Origin of the sequence: Nostoc sp. NMS9 (assembly GCF_017114995.1) — a bacterium.
Lineage (GTDB): Bacteria > Cyanobacteriota > Cyanobacteriia > Cyanobacteriales > Nostocaceae > Nostoc.
The window spans coordinates 86,758-103,426 of sequence record NZ_JABXKL010000004.1 but is presented as its reverse complement, the minus strand read 5'-3'; the positions used below and the strand labels follow the sequence as shown (position 1 = coordinate 103,426).

Annotated in this window: 15 protein-coding genes and 1 tRNA gene; 11 read left to right on the top strand and 5 right to left on the bottom strand. The window is 40.7% G+C overall.

Translation table 11 applies throughout. From position 1 onward, the window contains the following. Window positions 1-731: 731 nt before the first annotated feature. The 5 genes from rsmA to HWQ40_RS02030 all read left to right on the top strand — a co-directional run bounded on the left by rsmA (window position 732) and on the right by HWQ40_RS02030 (window position 4,403). Entirely contained in the window at window positions 732-1,589 is an 858-nt protein-coding gene (gene rsmA / locus HWQ40_RS02050; RefSeq protein ID WP_292774671.1) for a 16S rRNA (adenine(1518)-N(6)/adenine(1519)-N(6))-dimethyltransferase RsmA, read from the top strand. 91 nt (window positions 1,590-1,680) lie between these two features. Next, window positions 1,681-2,634 (top strand): 4-(cytidine 5'-diphospho)-2-C-methyl-D-erythritol kinase, encoded by a 954-nt coding sequence (gene ispE, locus HWQ40_RS02045; protein WP_292774686.1) that lies wholly within the window; start codon window positions 1,681-1,683, stop codon window positions 2,632-2,634. Window positions 2,635-2,805: 171 nt separating this feature from the next. After that, window positions 2,806-3,135, top strand: a complete 330-nt coding sequence (locus HWQ40_RS02040; RefSeq protein ID WP_094353499.1) for a DUF3082 domain-containing protein — start codon at window positions 2,806-2,808, stop codon at window positions 3,133-3,135. Between the two features lie 419 nt (window positions 3,136-3,554). Continuing rightward, window positions 3,555-4,160 (top strand): GerMN domain-containing protein, encoded by a 606-nt coding sequence (locus tag HWQ40_RS02035; RefSeq protein ID WP_292774670.1) that lies wholly within the window; start codon window positions 3,555-3,557, stop codon window positions 4,158-4,160. A gap of 171 nt (window positions 4,161-4,331) precedes the next feature. Further along, window positions 4,332-4,403: transfer RNA gene (locus HWQ40_RS02030), tRNA-Gly, on the top strand. Window positions 4,404-4,667: 264 nt separating this feature from the next. Here the strand turns inward: HWQ40_RS02030 and HWQ40_RS02025 are convergent. Next, the gene (locus tag HWQ40_RS02025) at window positions 4,668-6,422 is read right to left on the bottom strand and encodes a hypothetical protein (protein WP_292774669.1); all 1,755 of its coding nucleotides are present in this window, start codon (window positions 6,420-6,422) and stop codon (window positions 4,668-4,670) included. A gap of 649 nt (window positions 6,423-7,071) precedes the next feature. Here HWQ40_RS02025 and HWQ40_RS02020 point away from each other — a divergent pair. Beyond that, window positions 7,072-8,298, top strand: a complete 1,227-nt coding sequence (locus HWQ40_RS02020; protein WP_292774668.1) for a succinate--CoA ligase subunit beta — start codon at window positions 7,072-7,074, stop codon at window positions 8,296-8,298. Window positions 8,299-8,595: 297 nt separating this feature from the next. Next, complete coding sequence (locus HWQ40_RS02015; protein WP_292774667.1) at window positions 8,596-9,477, top strand: CoA-binding protein; 882 nt, start codon at window positions 8,596-8,598, stop codon at window positions 9,475-9,477. Window positions 9,478-9,768: 291 nt separating this feature from the next. Here HWQ40_RS02015 and HWQ40_RS02010 read toward each other — a convergent pair whose 3' ends face one another. The 4 genes from HWQ40_RS02010 to cysK all read right to left on the bottom strand — a co-directional run bounded on the left by HWQ40_RS02010 (window position 9,769) and on the right by cysK (window position 13,903). Next, window positions 9,769-10,857: a HAMP domain-containing sensor histidine kinase gene (locus tag HWQ40_RS02010; RefSeq protein WP_292774666.1), complete on the bottom strand. Its 1,089-nt coding sequence runs from the start codon at window positions 10,855-10,857 to the stop codon at window positions 9,769-9,771. 5 nt (window positions 10,858-10,862) lie between these two features. Further along, window positions 10,863-11,573: a response regulator transcription factor gene (locus tag HWQ40_RS02005; protein WP_292774684.1), complete on the bottom strand. Its 711-nt coding sequence runs from the start codon at window positions 11,571-11,573 to the stop codon at window positions 10,863-10,865. 109 nt (window positions 11,574-11,682) lie between these two features. Continuing rightward, the gene (locus tag HWQ40_RS02000) at window positions 11,683-12,378 is read right to left on the bottom strand and encodes an NYN domain-containing protein (protein WP_292774665.1); all 696 of its coding nucleotides are present in this window, start codon (window positions 12,376-12,378) and stop codon (window positions 11,683-11,685) included. A 565-nt stretch (window positions 12,379-12,943) separates the two neighbouring features. Next, a complete protein-coding gene (gene cysK / locus HWQ40_RS01995) occupies window positions 12,944-13,903 on the bottom strand; it encodes a cysteine synthase A (RefSeq protein ID WP_292774664.1) in 960 nt (319 codons plus the stop codon). 1,123 nt (window positions 13,904-15,026) lie between these two features. Here cysK and HWQ40_RS01990 point away from each other — a divergent pair. From HWQ40_RS01990 to HWQ40_RS01975, 4 genes are all read left to right on the top strand, one after another. After that, complete coding sequence (locus tag HWQ40_RS01990) at window positions 15,027-15,449, top strand: hypothetical protein (RefSeq protein ID WP_292774663.1); 423 nt, start codon at window positions 15,027-15,029, stop codon at window positions 15,447-15,449. Between the two features lie 35 nt (window positions 15,450-15,484). After that, entirely contained in the window at window positions 15,485-15,766 is a 282-nt protein-coding gene (locus HWQ40_RS01985; RefSeq protein WP_292774662.1) for a hypothetical protein, read from the top strand. 2 nt (window positions 15,767-15,768) lie between these two features. Then, complete coding sequence (locus HWQ40_RS01980) at window positions 15,769-16,080, top strand: hypothetical protein (RefSeq protein ID WP_292774661.1); 312 nt, start codon at window positions 15,769-15,771, stop codon at window positions 16,078-16,080. A gap of 190 nt (window positions 16,081-16,270) precedes the next feature. Beyond that, complete coding sequence (locus HWQ40_RS01975) at window positions 16,271-16,633, top strand: hypothetical protein (RefSeq protein WP_292774660.1); 363 nt, start codon at window positions 16,271-16,273, stop codon at window positions 16,631-16,633. Window positions 16,634-16,669: the final 36 nt, after the last annotated feature.

Sequence of the window (16,669 nt, the reverse complement as noted above, 5' to 3'; positions counted from 1 at the left end):
TGTTAAGCATACCGCCAGCGTTCATCCTGAGCCAGGATCAAACTCTCCGTTTTGTTGTGTTTCGAGTTTGTGGCTCCGAAAAAAAATATTTTCCGGAATCCTATTTACAATTTTGATTATTATCTTTTTGGGAAATCCCAAAAGTAAAATCTTTTGACGAGGATTGTTTTTTCTTAAGCTTTCAAAGTATTATATTTTTCAGGTTCAGCGGTGGTTGGCGTCTGTCGCCTTTCCACTTAACTAGAGTAACTAGTCATCCCCTAGTTTGTCAAGGGATAAATTTATTCTTTTTTCTGAAAAGGCAAATTGATTGACTGGCTTTACTTTCAGGTGAATGGGTTAAGCAACAGGCGGGAGGCAAGAACGAAGTGGCTAAACCTGAGTGTGTGAATAATGGACGTTGTTTGTCTTTAAATGGAATCTGATGCAGGTTGAGTGATTAATGATTATGGAAAAAGGCAGGAGGTAGTCTTGCTAGAGGGATTTATCCTCAATGCTTATGCCTGAACTAACTATATATAAGAGCATAGTTGTTGCGGAGTTTGCGGTTTAAGAATCCTATCCTACAGGTGACGCTTATATGGACATTTACGCGATCGCCACTGTTATAATCGCAGAGCGTTTGGAAGACAAGATAGGCGTTAGAGTGAGTTTAGCGCTGTAGAGGGACTTCAAAATTTATAATGAGTTTTTGAGAAAAAGCTAAAAACTAGACTAGGCAAAAAATACAGATGATCCGACCGCGTAAGGTCTTTGCTCAACATTGGCTCAAAAGTGAAAAAGCGCTCAACGCAATTATTCAAGCAGCAGAGTGTACAGAAAGCGATCGCTCCCCCAAAGGCGATCGCGTTCTGGAAATTGGGCCTGGAACTGGCATTCTGACTCGTCGTTTATTACCCTTAGTGCAATCTCTGGTTGCAGTTGAAATAGACCGCGACTTATGCCAACTGTTGTCAAAGCAGCTTGGTAAGACTGAAAATTTTTTACTGCTACAAGGGGATTTTCTCACTCTAGATTTACCATCTTATCTGGCAGCCTTTCCCAATTTCCAAAAGCCAAATAAGGTAGTAGCCAATATTCCCTACAACATTACAGGACCAATCATTGAGAAACTACTGGGTACGATCGCTAACCCTAACCCTGAACCATTTGACTCAATAGTTTTACTGGTACAAAAAGAAGTAGCAGAAAGGTTATATGCTAAACCAGAATCAAAAACTTTTGGGGCGTTGAGTGTACGGGTACAGTATTTGGCTGAGTGTGAGTTAATCTGCACAGTTCCAGCAGCCGCATTCCATCCACCGCCAAAAGTCGATTCAGCAGTGGTGCGATTGCGTCCCCGAAAAATAGAGATACCAGCACTTAATCCCCGACAGTTAGAAAATTTCTTAAAGTTGGGGTTTGGTGCCAAACGGAAAATGTTACGAAATAATTTGCAATCTGTTATGGAACGCGATCGCTTGAGCCACTTACTGGAACAATTAAAAATAAATCCCCAAGCCAGAGCTGAAGACCTCAGCGTTCAGCAATGGGTGATTCTAGCAAATGAATTGGGAGTGGGGAATTGGGAGTTGGGAGTTAGGAGTTAGAAGTTAGGAGTTAGGAGTTAGGAGAATTCCCATTCCCAATGCCCAATACCCAATGCCCAATGCCCAATGCCCAATTCCCCATTCCCAGAAAATGCGTTCTTACAGCCTAATTGCCCCTGCTAAAATCAACTTGTATCTGGAAATCATTGGCGCTCGCCTCGATGGCTATCACGAGTTAGCCATGATACTTCAAAGTATCGGGCTTGCAGACGAAATTGATGTGCGTTCCATTAGTACTGATACCATTAGGGTTTACTGCAACCACCCACAAGTACCGACAGATAAAAGTAATCTGGCATACCAAGCAGCAGAATTAATGGTGAGGCAATTTCCCGAAGCCTTTGCTAAATATGGAGGCGTAGAGATTACTATTAATAAGCAGATTCCTGTCGCTGCTGGGTTGGCTGGGGGTTCGACGAATGCAGCAGCTGTGTTGGTGGGGATAGATTTACTGTGGAAGTTGGGGTTAACTCAGTCAGAATTAGAGGAGTTGGGAGGCACACTCGGTTCAGATGTGCCCTTTTGTGTTGCGGGTGGAACTGCGATCGCAACAGGTAGAGGTGAGCAACTTTCTCCGCTGCCAAGTTTGGATAGTATCTATATAGTGTTAGCAAAATACCGCAGTTTGGAAGTTTCCACCGCTTGGGCATACAAAACCTATCGACAGCAGTTTGGTCATTCTTATATTAGAGATAGCGACAACTTGACAGCGCGTGCTAATGCAGTTCATTCAGGAGTAATAGTAAAAGCTGTTCTAGATAAAGATGCGCGAGAAATTGCCCGAAAACTGCACAATGATTTAGAACGAGTTGTATTGCCAGACTATCCCCAAGTCTTGCAACTGCGAGAAGTGTTTGCAAATCAAGAAGGTGTTTTAGGAACAATGATGTCTGGTTCTGGCCCAACAGTATTTGCTCTTTTTGAGTCTCAACAGCAAGCAGAACAAGTGAAGTTACAAGTTAGGAAAGCAATTCTTGATGAAGACTTAGAATTATTTGTGACTCGGACAATTACACATGGTATTCAGGTGGCATCTTCAATTTAAATTAATCTTTATCGTTAAATCGAGTATAAGAAATAAACTGATGAGTTTTTTAGTTGCATAGTTCAAATCGCTAAAAAAACGCAAAGACGCAGAGATGCAATTTGAATGGCGATTAGCTGAGGACAATAATTATTCCTAATGCTCCAATCTAACATCTAAAATCTAAATATTATGAATGACCAAAATCTAACACCGCAAACAGATGCTAAAGAACAGGTGACAGCTAGTCCGTTACGCTGTTTTACTGGGGCGGTGATTTCTGGAGGGATGGGATTTGCAGCGTATTCGCTGATGATTGCGATCGCGACAAATTTTGCTAGTAAACCGATCCATTCAATCAATCCATTGGTGGTGAAGATTTCTTCTGCTGTCCGGACTCTGGTTGTTGGTGTAGTTGCTTTAGGTAGTGGGATTTTTGCTATAGTGGCAATTGGCTTGTTGGCTTTGGGAGTGCAATTATTAGTACAGCAGTTGACGAAGCAAAAAAGTAGTGAAAACTAGTAATTTGCTTTTAATCAGTAACCTAAAAGCACAAGTTTTTCTAAAACAGCACGATTTCCCCCTACTCTGCAAGAAGTTGATTTTACTCTTGCCAAATTTATTTGACATGAGCAGCAAGTGCAGATGCAGTGCTACTGGTTGCAGCAATTCTCTGGTTTACTGCATTCCTACTTGTTTTAGTCAAGCTTTTTGGGATTAACGTAGACGCATTCGCAAAGCATCTCGTAGAGAAGCCGCTTGTCGTCAGACATCGCTCCTTGAATAGCAGATTTTGTAATTTTTACATGTAGTATAAAATTTGACTTTAATAGAGTTCGGTTTGACACTTTATAGACTGGCTCAATATTCACAAAATTATGCGGAATTGTTATCGGCGATACTGAAATCGATAACAGCAACATCATTTATAAGCAAAATTTATGAACACAATCAAGAGATATTTTTTACCCCTTATTTTTGTGACAATGGTTGTGAGTCTCGGTAGTTGTAGTTCTAACCCTACCGCGAGTAATATTGACAGCGCAACGTCATACCCTACTACAGCACCGACGAATAGCTTATCGTCTCAGACTCCCAGCCAAATTCCTAGCGTAGCTCAGTTGAGAGAAAAATCTCCTAATCAAGAATCTTCTAAGGAAAATACGCCTTCCTCATCAACTTCTAAAGTTGCCACTAGGAAAAATACTAGCGTAACACTATATACAAGTGATACCCAATGTCAAAAACTAATTCCAGAAAAGGTTTCAGTACCAGCCGATGAACCAGTGACAAATGTCGTGAGTAAAATCTTGGAAAAACGAGATACAAGCGACTTTAGCTTGTCTGGGTATCGTGTCAACATCAAAAATGGCATTGCTACAGTTGATTTACGAATATCTCCTGAGTCAAAGCGGCAAATAACTTCTCTTTCTAGTTGTGAACAGTTTGCTCTGTTTGGCAGTCTCCGCAAAACCCTAACGAGTAATGCTCAATGGAATATTAAAGAGGTTCGCTTCACTGAGCGAGGCGAGGACATTGTTCTTTAGTTAAATATTGTAGTAAGTGCCGTCATCAGCTAGCTAAAAAAATTTCCTAATCTGAACAGCCATAGGACTCATGCATCAGCAGTTGTCAAAATAGTGTATTTGCTAGCCAATTGAAAACAGCTGTAAATAGTGGTATGCTTAATTTTAGCCATAAGTTTATGGTAAGAATTCGCGGGTGTAATTCAGTGGTAGAATGTCACCTTCCCATGGTGAACGTCGTGGGTTCGAGTCCCATCTCCCGCTTTAAAATCTGTAATTTTTCACTATTAATTGGAATATCATCCAATTGTTGGGCAACTGCTTGGGTTGATTGTGAAGTCATTTTCTAAAATCTGTTATCTTCACCCACTGGTGCGATCGCTATTTTCTTTAAAGAGCAAAAACCCTGACATAATCCTTACTATGTCAGGGTTTTAGGTATTTGAAATGCTGTGACAATATTTTGTTAAATTGACAAATAATTAGTTAATGTACAATTCATCCTTTATACTTCACTGGGTATTCTACTTACCCGCCTAAAGTCCGCGTATAAATTACTTGACCTTGGGAATCATAAAGAAAAAGGGACAGATTGGCATTATCACCAATTACGGCTAGGGCTTCTCGCAAGATTTGCAAGTGATTGGTAACATCAACAGCAGTATCCGAATTCTTAGAATAAGGATTAGCCAAGTTATTTTGCCTTATTTGGTCATACTCAGGGGTTAGTCGGACAATAATTCCTGCATTGTCCATACTAAAGGTGCAAATCCGAATTCCATTAGTACAGGTCTTATCCAAGTCAGTGCGGGTTTGTTGCAAACTACTAACAACTTGTAGTTTTTCTTGTGCTTGTTTAAGCGCAGCTGAATAGGGTTCGATCAGAGACTGAGCTTGAGTGTAGTACAAGCTATCTTGGGGAACTTTTTTAGCAGTTTGCAAAGCCTGATCCCAATATATCGCCGCTGCTTGCCATTGGTTTTGTTGTTGATAAACTTTGGCTTGCTTGGCAGTGCTAAGTGCCTGTTGGTAGGTTTTAACAGCTAATTGTTCTTTAGTAGCGCGATCGCGTACTAATACTAACTTAGGTTTATAATCTACCAACAGCTTTTGGGCTTCTTGGTATCCTACGCTATTTCGGGGAATGGTATTCAAGGCATTAATTACCACCAGCCAAGTAGACTGCGCCTTTTGCCAGTCATTCAAAGATTTAGCAGTAGCTTCTTGCTTCTCGGCTGCAACGGCTACACCTTTTGCCACTGTTAGTTTTTTCAGCCATTTTTCCTCAATAAATATCTGTTGATTTACAGCGTGCAAACGGACACGATAATTCAGTAATTTACCCTGTACCAACCCATAGAGTTCACTACTGGAACTTATACTTTCTAGTGGTGCTATAGCCTGTCGCCATAAGTGTTGCCTAGTTTGTAATTCCTCTAAGCTAGATGCAGGAGTTTGAACTTTTTGTGTTGCCAAAGATGCCGTTTGCAAAGCTTTGACCACCTGATTGATTTTTTCTGCTCTCCCAGACAAATTTGCTTTTAGTTCCTGTGACAGCTGGTAACGAGGCGACCAACTAGGAATCACATTCAGGTCTGCACTGGCTGTTGCAAGTTGCTGTTGTACAGCTACTAATTCTTTTTCAGACTTGGCGCGGCGCATCAGTTGCGGAGATTTTGTTTTTAATTGCTTGGCATTTTGTATTTCTTTACACTCAGACATCACGCAAGGGCGAGTCAATAAGTAAGCACCACCGCCTAAAACTATAATTACCACCAACGCCGCAGCTAGTAGGATAGGTTTGACCTGGAATCCTGGCTTTGAAGCCGACAAATTCGGCACATCTGCAAACGGGTCAAACAGTTCTTCTTCTTCTTCTTCACTCTCATTGATTGATGGAGAATATGTCAGAGATGATGAGAGGGATATTACTTCCTCATCTCCTTGTGCTTCCTCATCCCCCCCTGCTACCCATCCCCCGGTCGGCTTCAACGCCAAGAAACATTTAGTATAAGGGAGTTGTTCGCCAAAAACTCTCAGGAAACATTGCACCCGCTGCTCTTTGTGGGGTGCTAGAGACTGAAGTACCTCCTCAATGACTGCAAAAACTAGTTGAGCGTCAACTATTACATCTGACGCGTGTTGCGTTAAAATCATTAGCTCGCCTTTATTGACGACGCACTTAACCTCGAAGACTTCAGCGGTTGAGACTTCTACAAGTAATTGTTCTTGCAAAGTTTTGGCTAAAAGCTGTAAATCTTCCTGCTGGACTGCTACTTTCATAGAGCTTTCCCGCTGAACTTCTATATTGTTTTGATTATCTTTAAGGGGATGAAATGAACTTTTTAGGTTTTTTGAATGCAAATGCACAGTTTAACCAACCACAGCCTGAGAATCTGAACGACCAACTTTCTAACACAAATTCTGACTTTTCACCAAAAATTAAAAAAGTAGTTATTGTTCGTGGTGATACATTTTTACAGCGCTAGATGCAAAATTAAATAATCTGTCTTCAGATATAAATTACAAATAAAAAATGGGAATAATAAAGGATTTGAGTATTTTCACTGCATTACTTTGCGATAATTAAATTCACAAAAGCTACTGCTTTGCGAAATTTTAGTTGCAGAGCAATTTTTACCAAATTATCTAAAGGTTAAGAAAACGATGCTATGTCAGAGGGTTTTGACAAAAATGCTAGTTATCTTCTATGCTGGGAAACTTGCTGAGGAGATTAATTATGTGTTGTGGCTCTGGCACAAACAAGTTGACTATCAAAATTAATATGCTTAATTTACTGAATTCGATAAAATTGATCCGTGAAAAATAAGTTTTTATAGCTGCAAAAAGGTTAATTCTGCAATAAAGGTGCTGCAAAATATCAAGACAGGACTAACCAAAATCTGGGAAAGTGTCAATACAAGGTGTATCAATGGATTTATTAGAGTACCAAGTTAAAGAATGGTTTGCGAAGATAGGCATTCCGGTATTGCCTTCCCAACGAATTGACCATCCTACAGATTTGAAACGGTTAAAAATTCGCTTTCCAATTGTACTGAAATCTCAAGTCCACGGAGCGGAACGGGCAAAAGCGGGTGGAGTCAGGTTTGCCCAAACGACTATCGATGCGATCGCAGCAGCTCAAAATATCTTTAGTTTACCAATATGGGGCGAATTGCCGGAAGTTGTACTGGCAGAATCTAAATACGACGCCAACCAAGAATTTTATCTAGCAGTAGTTTTGGATACTGCTGCCTGCCGACCGGTACTTTTAGGTTGCAAAGAAGCAGACATCGATTGGGAATCGGCTGGGGAAAGAATGCACTACGTTGTCGTGGAGCAGGAATTCTCGCCATTCTATGCTCGACGATTGGCTTTGAAAATGGGTTTGCAAGGGACGCTGATGCAGTCGGTAAGCAGCGTTGTGGAGAAGATGTACCACTTATTTGTCCAAAAAGACCTGGATTTAGTCGAAATTAATCCCTTGGCAGTCAGTACTACTAGTCAAGTTATGGCTCTTAATGGTAAAGTCAGGGTCAACGAACGGTCGATCAAGCGTCATCCCGATCTCGCCGAGATGGCAGCAAAAATTATCAGTCGTCATACCACTACTGAAATCAATGGTATTTTGGGCGACTGGGATGGTGTGCAAATGCATGGAAAAATCGGTATTTTAGGTAATGGTACTGGTTCAGTGATGGCAACTTTAGATTTAGTTGCGAATGCTGGTGGCAATCCAGGTGTTTGTTTGAATCTACGTCATGCTTTCCTTACAGATACTACACCAACTACCTTCCGCGATCGCCTAGAAACAGGTTTGAAAATGCTGGAGGCTGATAAAAGCATTCAAGTAATACTAATTAACTTTCTGGGTAGCATTCCGCAAACTGAGGAAGTGGCTGAAGTTATAGCTAGAGTTGTGCAGCAAGACGACAGCGAACTTCAATCACAGGTTGTACGTTCTAATGGTAGTAAAGTTCGGCGACAGCTTAATTTTCCATCCTTAGTTGTCCGCCTTGCTGGTTCTGAATTTAACACTGTGAGAAAATATTTGACAACACTAAAAACCCACACCGATGCCCTTGTCGTGGTAGAAAATTTAGATGAGGCGGTGGCAGCAGCAGTTCTCCTTGCTAAACCAACGGTTAATAAAAGATAGTGAATGTCATTGTGTTCCAATTCAAAAATCAAAAATTATTAATTTTTACCGTCGGGTATAAATTTTTGAATTTGATCCTCAAATCAAGTACAGCTTTGCTTTTTGGGACTAAATTATATAGTGCATTCAAACTGGATATTCTTAGCCAGAGGCGCGTTTTCTGACTTTTGGAATACTCAGCTTCCAGACTAATTTTTAGAATTTCAGTAAAAATTGAATTAATACGACACTGTAAATGTGTCGTTTCTATACCCAGTGGTTGAAGGCGCTGGGTTGTCAAACTTACGGTAATTTTTTATGAACCTAACGCCAGAAAGTAAAGTCTTAATTCAAGGCTTTTGTGAATTTATATCAAGCACTCATGTCGATCAAATGAAAGCTTATGGCACAAATTTAGTAGCTGGTGTCAATCCTGGATGCGGCGGACAGGAACTGCATGGACTGCCAGTATTGGATTTAGTAGAGGAGGTAACAGAACAATTTGGGGCAATTGACACAACAATTATTTGTGTAGATCCTTACGATGTGTTAGATGCAGCATTAGAAGCGATCGCATCTAATATTCGCCAGATCATTATTATTACTGCTGGTGTGCCGCCTTTGGATATGGTGCAATTACTCCGCAAAGCCGAAGCCTGTGAAACTTTGGTAATCGGGCCAAATAGTCCGGGGATCATTGTACCGGGAAAAATTCTCTTAGGAACTCAACCCAGCGAATTTTATACCCCTGGAACAGTGGGGATCGTTAGTCGTAGCAGTACCCTCACCTACGAAATTGCCTACGAATTAACAAAAGCAGGTTTAGGGCAGTCGATTAGTGTCAGTATTGGTAGTGATGCGATCGTCGGTTCCTCATTTTTGCAATGGCTGCAAATTCTCGATGAGGATGAAACCACACAAGCGATCGTTTTAGTAGGTCAACCTGGTGGTGGTAGTGAAGAAGCAGCAGCGCGGTACATTGCTGAGGCAATTGATAAACCAGTAATTGCCTACATTGCAGGTAGACTTGCACCACCAGGAAAAACTTGGCGCCAAACCGGGACTTTAGCAACAGTTATCGGACGCGATCCTAATTTTGGCACAGCCCAAAGTAAATTAGCTGCTTTAAAAGAAGCGGAAGTGACAGTAGCTGAACGCCCTTCTGAAATTCCAGAATTATTGAGAAAGGAAATTAACTAATTACTAATTCGTAATTCAATTTTTAACTACGAATTACGAATTATTTTAATTGGTCAGTCTTGGGAACGATTTTGAGGGAACAGGTAGGCGATCGCAGCATAACCCGAAGCACTGAGTAAACTAACCAAAAAAGTAGCCAAAATAAAAGTAGACATAATGTTACACTCTATGCATTTCTAAAATCCTGGCATTCATCAACAAACCAAGATTTTGGATACTTTCAAATTAGCAATTGGGTATGACACAGCCATGACTACCTTGTGTCAATCCCTCAGAACCCAAGGTTTTGTCTCAAGCCAAAGGCAGAAAAAAGCGAAACGTACTGCCAACTCCCAATTCGCTTTCTACCTGAATTTGACCGCCTTGTAGTTCAATCAAACGGCGGGAAATAGTTAAACCAATACCAGTACCTCCCGAATGGCGATCACGCGATTGGTCAGCTCGCCAAAAGCGCTCAAACACATGAGGCAAATTTTCTGGAGCGATACCAATACCTGTATCACTAACCGCAATCCAGAGTTGAGATGCTTCAGTCCCAGCACTAATGGTAATTGAACCTTCGTTAGTGTAACGTACTGCATTACCTAGCAAATTAACCAATACCTGTTCTGTGCGGTCAATATCTGCCAATACAGGAGGTAGCACAGACGGACATTGCAAGAGCAAAACTGGCCCATCTTCTAATAGTTGGTCGGTAAATTTCTCCACTAATGACTCTAACAACGGATACAAATTTACCCGTTGGATATTAATTGGTAGATAACCAGCTTCTGCCTTAGATAGTTCTTGTAAATCGTTCACTAACCGTTCTAAGCGTCGAGTTTCTTTGGCTAAACGCCGATAGATTTCAGGAGACGCTTCAATTTCCCCATCAGCCAGTTCTTCCAAGTAACCGCGCACTACAGTTAATGGTGTTCGGAGTTCATGGGTCATATCTCCAATCACTTCTCGCCGCCGCGCTTCTACCCCTTCTAAACTGGCTGCCATTCGGTTGAAACTAGTACTCAATCCACTAAGTTCTGGAATATCAGACACAGGTAATCTTGCATCCATCTGACCAGCAGCAAATTTTTGGGTGATTTGTTCCATCTCGGTCAATCGCTGCATAATCCGTCTGGATACCCAGTAACTCAATCCTCCGGCGGCGGTAGTGCCGACTAAGACTGACCAAAGAGTGCTACGCTGCCAAGCAAGTTCAAATCCTGTAACCAATTCAGTACGGACATCGATTAAGTCAAACCCCTGATTTTCTAATCGTTCCAAATGCAAGACAAACAAGCGGGGAGAAGAGATTTTGCTGATGCTTACCAGACTAGCTACCCCCACAATCATTACTACTAAGTGGGAGAAAAATAGCCGCCCTCTCAGCCCCATCTTCATAACATTTACGCTACCAGAGGATCTTCAAATTTATAGCCCACCCCAACAACAGTTTTAATAAAAGTGGGATTTGCCGGATCGGGTTCAATCTTTTTTCGCAACCGAGCTACATGAGTATCTACCACTCGTTCATCGCCAAAAAAATTATCTCCCCACAGTTTATCAATTAATTGAGTGCGGTTCCAAACTCGACCAGGATTGCTGACAAAGGTGGTTAGCAAGTTAAATTCTAGGGTAGTTAAGTCCAAAATTTCAACTTCTTGAGATTTCATCTGACGACTGGCAGTGCGCTGGTCTACATCAACAATAAAGTGTTGGGTACGATTGACTTGATGTTGTCCCCCTTGGCGGAGGCTACGCCGTAATAGTGCCCGCACCCTAGCTACCAACTCTCTGGGGCTAAAGGGTTTGACCATATAATCATCAGCACCAGTAGATAGACCAATGACGCGGTCAATTTCTTCACCCTTAGCGGTGAGCATTAGAATATAAGGATCTTTTGCACCTGGTTTCTGGCGAATTCGGGCACAAACTTCCAACCCATCCAAACCAGGAATCATTAAATCTAGAATGATTAAATCAGGTGGTTGCTCTTGAAACATCCGCAAAGCATTCATGCCATCGCGGCTAGTGCGACAAAAAAATCCTTCTTTTTCTAAAGAGAGTTCGATTAAACGAGCAATTTCTGGTTCATCTTCGACTATTAAAATATCCATCTGAAATATAGGGTCGAGCAAAATGGGCAGAGAGAAGACACGGAGACACAGAGACACAAAGATATCTTTAACCGTGTCCCCGTGTCTCCCACTCTCCGCTTCTTCTTAATTAGAGGTTTGAATTTGACACTGTGCGATAACTATAACCAAGATTAGAATCTTTTTGAATGTATGTTTTAATACTATCGAGGTCAATGAAGCAGTCGGCAACATCAATCAAACTTTCACTAGTCGTTGTTTGCAGACTGACTACTTCCACCCGAACCCCCATTCTGCTGACAGCGTTCACAGCATAAGCTAAATCTCCATCGCCACTGACTAAAACCGCTGTATCATAGTAAGGAGCTAAAGTTATCATATCTACAGCAATTTCTACGTTCAGATTTGATTTTTTGAAATTCTCGCTTGGTACAACGAGTTCCTTTGCCACTACGCGATAGCCATTACGACGCATCCACAATAGAAAACCCTGTTGCTTTTCATTACTGATATCAACCCCAGTATAGAAAAAAGCACGCAATAGTCTGGAACCGCTGGTTAAATGACAAAGCAATTTAACGTAGTCAATTTCTATGCCGAGTTGTAAGGCTGTATGGAACAGGCTTAAGCCATCAATAAAAATAGCAACTCGACCACGATTTAAGTTATTCAAAATCGAACTATCAGGTGCAGGATCTCGCATCTTGGTATCTTTACCTTTGACAGCAGTATCACTCAAATTTTGCCCTTGCCAATGTGGTTTCGCTTTGAGTACTTTAGATTCCTTAAATTCATTTGTTTGTTTGCTAAAATTAGTTATAATCATTGATACCTCTGATTTTAAAGCTGGAAAGAGTTTTGAGTAAATTGTCTATAGTATAGTCTGTACTGATTTATAACCTAGCAGGTAATGGTCTTAAGTCACTATATGCAGATAAGCTTAACTGGTGCTAAACAAGATTTAAGATAGACAGCCCAAGGTTTTCACTGGTGTTAGGTTGATTTAAGAAGATATTGGTTCTGCCCACAGATATGTTAATCTTTACCCACCCAGACAGCAAGAGTTTCGAGAAAATAAATCTTTTTGTAAGGGTAGGGACTGTTTTTTTAGGTCTGTATTGCACTCACTCAGAAGCGCTATATCTATAATTCGGTAGGTATGAACTATAAACCTGTAACAGAGGGCAATCCGACATAGGCAAGTTCCGCATAAGAATCCCACGGCTTTTAGGGGGGAATAAGCGTAGCAATATTTACGCAGCCGTGGGTGTGTCAAGGAGTTAGAAGCACTAATAATGTAATATTGTGATGCGATCGCACCTCAAAAGGTAAGTTGCCTTAATTAATGAGAAGGACAGGGAGATTTATTACTCTCTTGTCCCCCTGTCTTTTTAACGCACGCCAGCAGTTTCTAAAGACAAATCTTGAAACATGGGTGTGCTGAGATAACGTTCGCCAAAGGAAGGCTGAATCATGACAATTAAACGTCCGGCATTTTCTGGACGTTTACCGACTTGAATTGCGGCGCACAAAGCTGCACCAGAAGATATGCCAGATAATAAGCCTTCTTCTTTTGCCAAACGTCGCCCATAAGCGATCGCTTGTTCATCGCTGACTCTAATGACTTCATCAACTAATTCTAAGCGGAGAACATCTGGGATAAATCCGGCTCCAATACCTTGAATTTTATGTGGCCCGGCTTCACCACCTGAGAGTACTGGGCTGTTGCTGGGTTCAACTGCGATCGCCTTAAAAGTCGGCTTGCGCTGTTTGAGTACTTCGGCAATCCCAGTAATCGTTCCACCAGTACCTACCCCAGCAATGACAATATCTACTTCCCCGTCTGTATCTGCCCAAATTTCTTCGGCGGTGGTTTCTTGGTGAACTTTGGGATTAGCAGGGTTGCGGAACTGTTGCAGCATAAAGGCATTAGGAGTCTTAGCCACAATTTCTTCGGCTTTGCGAATTGCTCCCCGCATACCCTCAGCGCCTGGTGTCAACTCTAAAGCTGCACCATAAGCTCTAAGCATAGCGCGTCGTTCTTGGCTCATAGTCTCTGGCATCGTCAAAATCAAACGGTAGCCACGCGCTGCTGCTACCATTGCTAAAGCAATTCCTGTATTACCTGAAGTAGGCTCAACTAAAATGGTCTTTCCTGGGAAAATTGAGCCAGTGGCTTCCGCCGAGAGTACCATACTTAACCCAATGCGGTCTTTCACCGAAGCCGCTGGGTTCATGCCTTCTAATTTAACAACTATCCTTGCAACTACTCCCTCAGCTTGAGGAATCTTGTTCAGTTGAACTAAAGGAGTTCGTCCAATCAGTTCTGTTACATCTTGAGCAATCCGCATTATTTAACTCCTAAAATCCTAAATCTTAGTACAGAGTATTTACTTATAACAATAAGCGTTTGATGTATTTATGCCGTTTAATGTCAATGAGTGCATATAGTATGTATTCTAACTAAACCACACAATATGAAAGTTTAGAAAGAACTTTTATTAAATATTCCCATTGATTATCACTTTAGAAGAGGCTAGTACCGCAAGGCGGAATTCAAAATTCAAAATTCAAAATTCAAAATGAATACAGCGTAAGCGTTTCGTTAATTTGGAATGGGTGGTTTATTTACGCCGTGCTGTACTAGCTTACCATTCTTCTAGTTTACCATTTGAAATTGCTGACTATTGTCTCTTGGGTTGAGATTAAAGTTTTGTAATTCTGTATATATAAATAATTTTTCTATTATTTTCTATTTGTTATGAAAATATAATTTACTTTCAAAATATTTAATTGCTATTCCTAATTTATTAGTCTATCTTTATCAAGAGACATTGATATTTTTTTTTGAGTGCAGATTTTGTCAGTCCCAAATAGCATCTAAAACAGTCTTTAACCATTGCCTACATTGCTTTAGGATTGAGTGCAAAAACACCAGATCCCCACCTCGGAAATACTAGAACCCCGTCCGAAAAACACTAGCACCCATACCCCAATTAATTTTTAAAATACTTATTAGGTAAGGCTTATAGGCTTTGAGTACTATTCTAATGAATTTAATAATCTTAACAGGGCTGGGGTAAACTGTTTTGTGGAGAGCGGCTGATATAAATCGTATAGGATTTACGCAGAGATTCCCCTCTACCCCCCAACATTCCTGAGCGCAAGCTTAGTGAACTAGGGGGGACTTCTTAATCTCTCTTTTGAGAGTAAGATGAAACCAGATTACCGAATCTAAGTGCGTTACTTCTGACTTAATAATCCTACGTTTTGTGAAAAGGTTGGTAACTTTTTATTAGTCAGGGATCAGTGGTGATGAGAAAAATAACTGAAAACTAACGATTGTGAAAATTACCGATTACACATATTTTAATATCAAAACTGTTTGATAGGTAGAAATATACAACTACTTTAGATAAACAGCAAAAGATATTTTCTTACTGGGTGCATACTACCTAGCAAGGGAGAGCCAAGATGAAAGCCAAACTTTTAAACGTTCTTACAGTTTGCGTCGTTACTTTAGCAGTGCTTTCACCAGAACTAGTAGTATTTGGCATCGTTTGGGAGCGACATCTGGAGTTAGTAAAATCTCAGAATTTAGCTTGCCAAATTAACAACACGACTACAGATGCTCCCGCCTTGGCTCCCTACACAGAGGGTACACATTCCCCTCAGACTAACATTCAATCCTCCGATCGTAATGTGGTTCATCAAATGTTGACTGTTGCTGAACAATATAAATTTGCCACTATCCTACAATGGTTCTTCCTGTTAACCCCCATTTGTGTTGGGTTAGGAATTCTTTTTTACGACAGATATCTTGTTCATCGTGCTGCTGTCTTAAAAGAACAAGTTGAAATGTTGGAAAGACTGTGGCACCAAAGTATCGAGCAGTAACTTATTCACAATTTACTAAAATCAAGAAAATTACCATGACAGAACAACGTCAAAGCCTGTATTTTAATCTAATTGATGAGTTACTTAGATGTCCTAATGGTCAAGAACCAGAAATTTTGGAATCTAAGCCTGAATTGATTGATTCTGGTTTAGTAGAAACAATGTTACAAGTAGCAACTATGTTTGCCCATGAAGGCAATCAAGATGGTGCCCAATTTTTATTTTTTGTGGCGCGTGAACTAGCTAAAGAGTTAGGTTTATACCCGGAAGTTCCCAATACTGAAGTTGCAAATCCTGAAGTTGCAAATAAGGAGTAAAAATGTTGTTGACTTCAACGGATGCGGGACAAATAGCTTTAGAACTGCTCATGGCAGACTGGAATATTTCAGAAGAGAACAGAGAGTGGTTCACAATCTTTAACTCTCGTCTGATTGGCGAGAGTTGGTACACTGTGGAACTAGGTATAGAAGGATTTCCCGATAGGTGGTTTATTCAAGTATATGACAATGGAGTGTGCGATCCAAACTATACATTTATTTCACCAATCCGTGCTTCTGAAGGATTTACGGACTTTGTAAATGTCCCGGATATCATCGCAGAGGTTTTAGTTTGTGAACGCAATGCTCGGTAATACTAATTAAAAATTCAAAAGTTAGAATTACGAATTACGAATTTTTAATATAAAGATGCTTTACGCAAATCTGAGGTGATACCGAATGAGGTACACCTCTTTTTTTATGTCATATTTAAGATTTTATTCCAGCTTAGTACACTATTTTGTCATGTTTAACTGATAAAATTATGTTATATTAAATAGCGTGATGGACGCTACAGAAATATCAGTTCCAATGATTGCTGAAGATATCTTAGCCAAAGAATTCACAAGAGTCGTCAACCATTACTACCCGCAAGTTGGAGAATTGCTGGATGGGTGTTATGTCAAAGTCATCACCTGTTTTTGGGGACGACCTGCCAGACGTTTGCAATATATAGGAATTTATTGCTCTGACGAAATGATTTCCTGTGTGCAAGCTCAAAAAGAAATACTCAGGGAAGTAGCAAACAATATGGGTCTAATCCAGGTTGTTTGCATGAATGCCAAGCGATTGTTGCGCGATCCGATGTCGAAGGTCAAAGAGAACAACCCACGCCTATGGTTGGAGTTGCAGTGGGTTGCGACTTAGTGATTCATCGCATTAATTGAGAGGGGTAAATGCTTT